Source organism: Collinsella aerofaciens (assembly GCF_039752985.1).
Taxonomy (GTDB): Bacteria; Actinomycetota; Coriobacteriia; order Coriobacteriales; family Coriobacteriaceae; genus Collinsella; species Collinsella aerofaciens_BT.
Genome location: NZ_JBDMHA010000087.1, coordinates 1 through 6,200 on the forward strand (window position 1 = coordinate 1; position 6,200 = coordinate 6,200).

The following is a 6,200-nucleotide window of genomic DNA, read 5'->3' on the forward strand; positions in this document are numbered from 1 at the left end:
CGATCAGCCAAATACAACGGAATGTTGAGCACCCCGTCGTCGAGCTTTAGGTTCTTAAGTGAGTAGCGGACCCTCAATGGAGTCGTCTCCGCATGCTTGTCGGCATAGTACTTAAGGCTCTTGGAATGAACGACCTCTCCCGATTTGACCTCGACGGGAACGATTTCGTTTCCGACTTGAATCAAAAAATCGACTTCGTGCTTCGGCTTCTCGTTTGTCCAATAACGCGGAGCAGCATCTAACTGTGAAAGTAATGCCTGAAGCACATAGTTCTCGGCGAACGAACCTTTGAACTCCGAAAATAGCGCATCCGAGATGGCAAAAGCGGACGCATCCAGCCTTGCCATGCGGCGCAGCAAGCCGACATCAAGACAGTAGACCTTAAATGCCTTGAGGTCATCGTACGCAGAGAGCGGCACACCACCAGCAGCATTAAGGCGAACCGCCGTGATGAGCCCAGCATCGGCAAGCCATTCCAGAGCATCCTCGTATTCTCGAGCACGAGCCCCCTCGCGCACCGCACCCCAAACGAACTTTTTGTTCTCGCGCGCCAACTGAGCTGGAATCGAGTTCCATATTTGCGAAAGCTTGGCGAACTGCGCACGGCCACCATGCTTGGCAAAATCGCGCTCGTAGGAATCCAAGAGATCAGACAACACCTTATCGACCTGAACGATATCGCCCGTCTCCACCCACCGGCCAAGAGCCTCTGGCATGCCGCCGCATGCAAAATAACGACGAAGATGCTCGACGAGACGGACATGGAAGAAATCGGGCACTGTCTCGATCTGATCCAGGCCGCCAAGGTATTCGTCGTAGTTTGCAGCGCCCTCGGCTTTCAGAAACTCGGAAAAGCTCATGGGGCGCATCTCCATGAACTCGACCTTTCCCACCGGAAAAGCGCTGGTCTCACGGGACAAGCGAACGCCCAACAAAGACCCTGCGCATGCGACGTGATACTCGGGGGCCTCGTCACAGAAGTATTTAAGGGCACCGACTGCAGAAGGACAATCCTGGATCTCATCAATAATAAGCAGCGTCTCGCCAGGATCGATAGGCTGTCCAAGCGCCAGGGAAAGATTTGAGATGATCCGTCGAGGATCGCGCGTACCTTCGAAAAACTGAGCGTACTCGCTCTGTACCCCAGGTGACGGCTCCTCGAGCGTCAGATACACATAATTGATGTACGAGGTTCGGCCGAACTCCTTAAGCGCCCACGTCTTTCCAACCTGGCGCGCCCCCTTAAGGATAAGCGGCTTACGATATTCTGACGCTTTCCAAGCGTTAAGCTTGGCAATGATATCTCGCTGCATGGCCGAACCTCCCGCAAAGAAACTTCCGTAAACGTGATATTTCCCACATTTTACCCTAGGTAAAACGTGACATTTATCACATTTACAGAAGTTTTAAGCTCATTTCGCCACACTTTCATCACATTGAAAAGGCGGAGGCGCATTTTGCGCCTCCGCCACCATCTTTCCTATCAGCCCGCCTGACCCGAACGGCCGAGTCGTCACGGAACCGAGGGGCCGGGCGCAGGGCCTTGCCTCTCAATGAGTTCCCCTCAAAACAATGGGCGTGCCAACGGCGCGCCCATTCACTCTATTCAATTCAGCTCGCCTGACCCGAACGGCCGAGTCGTCACGGAACCCGGGAGCCCCGGCAGGGCGGGTGCTTGCTCAAAATGAGTTCCGCACGCAAAGAAGGCCACTTAATGTGGCCTTCGTCTTGCGCAGGACTGTTCGAAATTTTGAGGAAGCACCCGCCCTGCCGGGGCTCCCGGGTTCCCGTTTACGAGAGCGACGTTCTCAGCAACTCGTTGAAGAGCTTCGGGTTGCCCTTGCCGCGGCTCGCCTTCATGCACTGGCCCACCAAAAAGCCGATGACCTTCTGGTTGCCGTCACGATACTGCTGCGCCTGATCGGCACAGTTTGCCAGCACCTCTTCCACAATCGGCTGCAGCGCGCCGGCATCGCTCACCTGACGCATGCCGCGCTCGTCGACGATCTTGTTGGGGTCGTCGCCGGTCTGGGCCATGGCCTCAAAGACCTCGTGCGCCTGGTTGGAGCTGATGGCGTCGGTCGCCAGCAGCTTGGCAAGGGCTGCCACCTGAGCCGGCGCGATGCCGGACTCGGCGAGCGACACGCCTGCGCCCTTAAGGTAGGCGATCATCTCGTTCACCAGCAGGTTAGCGACCGTCTGGGCCTCCTTGCCGGCCATACCGGCAGCAGCGGCCTCAAAGAAGTCGGCAAACTCCGGGTCGCCGGCAATCTGCTCGGCGTCGGCCGCCTTAATGCCAAAGTCGGCCTCAAAACGGGCGCGCTTGGCATCGGGCAGCTCGGGGATCTCGCCACGGCAGCGGTCGATGAACTCGTCGTCCAGATCGAACGGCGCCAGGTCGGGATCGGGGAACAGACGATAGTCGTCGGCCGTCTCCTTCACACGCATGACCACGGTGCGCTTGCGGCTGGGCTCCCAGTGGCGGGTCTCCTGATAGATGATGCCGCCCTCCTCGAGCACCTCGGCCTGACGGCAGATCTCGTAGGCAAGGCCGTCGTGCAGGCTCTTAAACGAGTTGAGGTTCTTAAGCTCGGTCTTGGTGCCCAGCTTGGTCTCGCCGCGGCGGCGCAGCGACACGTTACCGTCGCAGCGCATGGAACCCTTCTCCATGGAGCAGTCGGAAATGCCCAGCGTCACAAAGATGCGACGGAGCTTTTCCATAAACAGGCGAGCCTCCTCGGGCGTACGCAAGTCGGGCTCAGTCACGAGCTCAATCAAAGGCGTGCCGCAGCGGTTGTAGTCGACGAGCGACTCGGCCGCGGCGGTAATGCGGCCCTCGGCGCCGCCCACGTGGACCATCTTGGCAGCGTCCTCCTCCATGTGGATGCGCAGTATGCGAATGGGCACCGTGTAGGAACCGTCCTCGCGGCGCTCGGGCATCTGCAGGTTGGACGCATCGTAGCTGGCCAGATGGCCGGCGCGCTGGTTACCCTCGCGCATGGTCGACGTCATGGACGTGGACAGGCCCTCGGCATTGGCCGAGGCGCTCGCCAGGCTCTGGGCCTCGGCCTCGCCAAACGCGCAGTCGGGGCGCTCGGCGGCACCGCGACCGGTCACATCCAGGTCCAGGTGACCGTACATGGCAAAGGCGACCGGACCCTGCGTGGTCTGGAAGTTCTTGGCCATGTCGGGATAGAAGTAGTGCTTGCGGTAGAACATCGAGTGGCGCTGGATCTCGCAGTTGGTGGCGAGACCGGCCTTGACGATGCTCTCGATGGCGCGCTTGTTGGGCACCGGCAGAGCGCCGGGCAGGCCCAGGCACACCGGGCACACGTTGGCGTTGGGCTCGTCATCGTGGCTGAGCTTGCAGTTGCAGAACATCTTGGTATCGAGCGCGGTGAGCTCGGTATGGATCTCCAGGCCAATCACGGCCTCCCAATCCTGCAGGACCTCGGAAAGCTCCTTCATTACAGCTCGCCCCCCTTCCCGGCAAAGTCGGGCGCGACGGAAAGCGCGGGCGCACCCGTGGCGGCATCGGCAAAGCCGCGCTCCAGGGCGCGGGCAAACGTGAGCAGCTGACGGTCCTTAAAGGCCGGACCCACCAGCTGGGCAGAAACGGGCAGCTGAGTATCCTCGCCCAGGCCCAGCGGCACCGAGATGCCACCGTTGCCGCAAATGTTGAGCGAAATGGTGTACAGGTCGGAGAGGTACATCTGCGTGGGATCGCTGATCTCGCCAAACTTAAAGGCCGTGCGCGGCGAGGCGGGCATGAGAATGGTGTCCACCTTGGCATACGCGGCGTCGTAGTCCTGCGTGATGAGCGTGCGGGCCTTTTGCGCGGCGTAGTAATACTTGTCGTACACGCCCGAGCTCAGCAGGTAGGCGCCGAGCATCTGACGGCGCTTGGCCTCGGCGCCAAAGCCGTGGGCGCGCGAAAGCGAGCTCTGGTCGGACAGGTTGGCGCAGCCCTCCTCCTGATAGCCGTAGCGAATGCCGTCGAAACGGGCCAGGTTGGAGAATGCCTCGGCCGGGCCGATGACGTAGTAGGCGGCGATGGCGGCGTCCAGGTGCGGCAGGTCGACCTCGACCAGCTCGGCACCCTGGTTCTGCAGCTCCTGGGCGGCGCGCTGAACAGCGGCCTTGACCTCGGGCGTCAGACCCTCGGCCTCCATAAACGCGGGGATGATGCCCACGCGCTTGCCCTCGATGCTGTCGTTGAGATGCTCGGTAAAGTCGACGGCGCAATCCTGGCTGGTGCAGTCGTACGGATCGTGGCCCGCGCCGGTAAGCGCATTCATGGCCAGTGCGACATCCTCGACCGTGCGGCCGAAGGGGCCCACCTGGTCGAGCGACGAGCCAAAGGCAACTACGCCGTAACGGCTCACGGCGCCATACGTGGGCTTAAAGCCCACCACGCCGCACAGCGACGCCGGCTGACGAATGGAACCACCGGTATCCGAGCCCAGCGAGAGCGCGACCTCGCCCGCGGCGACGGCGGCAGCGGAGCCGCCTGAGGAGCCGCCGGGCACGCGCTCGGTATCCCAGGGGTTGTTGGTGCGGTGGAACGCTGAGCTCTCGGTGGAGCTGCCAAAGGCAAACTCGTCCATGTTGGCCTTGCCGATGGGCAGGCAGCCGGCATCGAGCATGCGCTGGACGCAGGTGGCGGTGTAGACGCTCTGGTAGTCCTCGAGCATGCGGGAAGCACAGGTGGTGCGCGTGCCCACGAGGTTCATGTTGTCCTTAATGGCCAGCGGCACGCCCGCGAGCGGGGGCAGCGGCTTGCCTGCGGCACGGTCGGCATCCACGCGCGCGGCGGCCTCGAGCGCCAGCTCGGGCGCTACCTGCAGGAATGCCTGGACCCCGCCCTCGCGCGCCTCGATGGCGGCAAGGGAGGCCTGGGCCACCTCGGTAGCGGTAAAGTCGCCGGCGGCAACGCCCGCGGCGATCTGGGCGGCGGTAAGGGAATCGAAGCTCTGCGCCATTACTCGCTCTCCCCCTCTCCCAAAATGGACGGCACGCGGAAGTAGCGGTCGCGCGCGCTGCCGGCGTTTTCGAGCGCGACGTCGAGCGGCAAATCGCGCTCGGGCTCGCGCAGGTCATCGCCCATCACGTTGGACAGGCTTCCGATAGGATGGAACGTGGGCTCCACGTCGGGCAAGTCATATTGCAAGACGGGCTCGAGCATCTGGACGGCGTCGTTCAGGTAGGACGTCATCTGGGTGAGCTCGTCATCGGTCAGTGCGATCTTTGCGTACTCGGCGATGCCGCGCACGTCTTTCTCGCTGAGTGCCATAGGCGCTCCCTTCCGCATAACAGATAAACCGCTCTAGTATACAAGGCTACGCCGCTTGGAGCAGGCGCTTTACCCAAATGCAGCGAAAACGTAACGAGGACGGCGCCAGCACAAAGAGGACAGGCACCTTTGTGATGGTTTTGGCCGGCACGCTTGTCTGGCCCGATACTTTGTCTCGATCTGTAACATCTAGGCCGTCAAAAGCCGGTTTACTGTTACAGATCGAGATTCACGGTCCGCTCCCTGCGTTTTGTCTCGATCTGTAACAGGTGGAGCCGATTTTCCCGTCCAGATGTTACAGATTGAGATGTTTGAAGATCGGAATGGGAGAATCCACCCTGTGTGGCGGGGACATAAGCCCGTATTTGAGTTTTCAAAATATCCCGGATCGGCGGGGCGATTCGGGATAGAATAGCTACAGGAAACGATGCATCCCGCGTAAGTGTTCGAAAGCGCGGGCGGCCTAGTTTTCAGCTTTTGTTAAATGCCCGGGATCCGACCCCCGGGCATTCTTATTTGCGCTTGCGGCACAACTGCCTTCTACCGTCCGCACCGCGCGTGCGCCTACGAAGCAAGAACGTCGATGGACGAGAAAAGTGTCCGCAAGTCTCATGGCTATCACACCCCACCTGCCAAAGTGATGGGCGAGCGAGCGTTACTCCTGCTCGGACTCCTCAGCCTGCTTACGGCTGCGGATGAGGTGTGCCACGCCGATGCACAGCACTGCGCTGCCAGCGATCCAAGTGAAGGTCACGCCGTTAAGACCGGTCAGCGGGAGGTCGGAGCCTTTCTTGTTCTTGACGGTAAGGGTAACGGTGCCGCCACCAGAAGAGGAATTGGTGACGAGACCAGAGCCATTCTTGGATGTGGTCACCGTCAACGTATTCTCGCCCTCGTTCTGATTAAG

The 6,200-nt window shown here is 60.9% G+C and carries 5 protein-coding genes; all 5 read right to left on the bottom strand.

Annotated features, from left to right (window positions below):
* Positions 1–1,313 (bottom strand): ATP-binding protein (locus ABHR76_RS09240; RefSeq protein WP_346977482.1); only part of this gene is annotated, 1,313 nt, incomplete at its 3' end.
* 478 nt (positions 1,314–1,791) lie between these two features.
* Positions 1,792–3,468 (bottom strand): Asp-tRNA(Asn)/Glu-tRNA(Gln) amidotransferase subunit GatB, encoded by a 1,677-nt coding sequence (gatB, locus tag ABHR76_RS09245; protein ID WP_346977484.1) that lies wholly within the window; start codon positions 3,466–3,468, stop codon positions 1,792–1,794.
* Positions 3,468–4,982, bottom strand: coding sequence for an Asp-tRNA(Asn)/Glu-tRNA(Gln) amidotransferase subunit GatA (gatA, locus tag ABHR76_RS09250; protein ID WP_346977485.1), 1,515 nt, complete (start codon positions 4,980–4,982; stop codon positions 3,468–3,470). Before gatA ends, gatB begins: the two co-directional genes overlap by 1 nt.
* Positions 4,982–5,293: an Asp-tRNA(Asn)/Glu-tRNA(Gln) amidotransferase subunit GatC gene (gene gatC, locus ABHR76_RS09255; RefSeq protein WP_055287082.1), complete on the bottom strand. Its 312-nt coding sequence runs from the start codon at positions 5,291–5,293 to the stop codon at positions 4,982–4,984. The genes gatA and gatC overlap by 1 nt, the downstream gene beginning before the upstream one ends.
* A 655-nt stretch (positions 5,294–5,948) precedes the next feature.
* Positions 5,949–6,200: hypothetical protein (locus ABHR76_RS09260; protein WP_346977487.1), on the bottom strand; the 252-nt coding region annotated here is incomplete at its 5' end.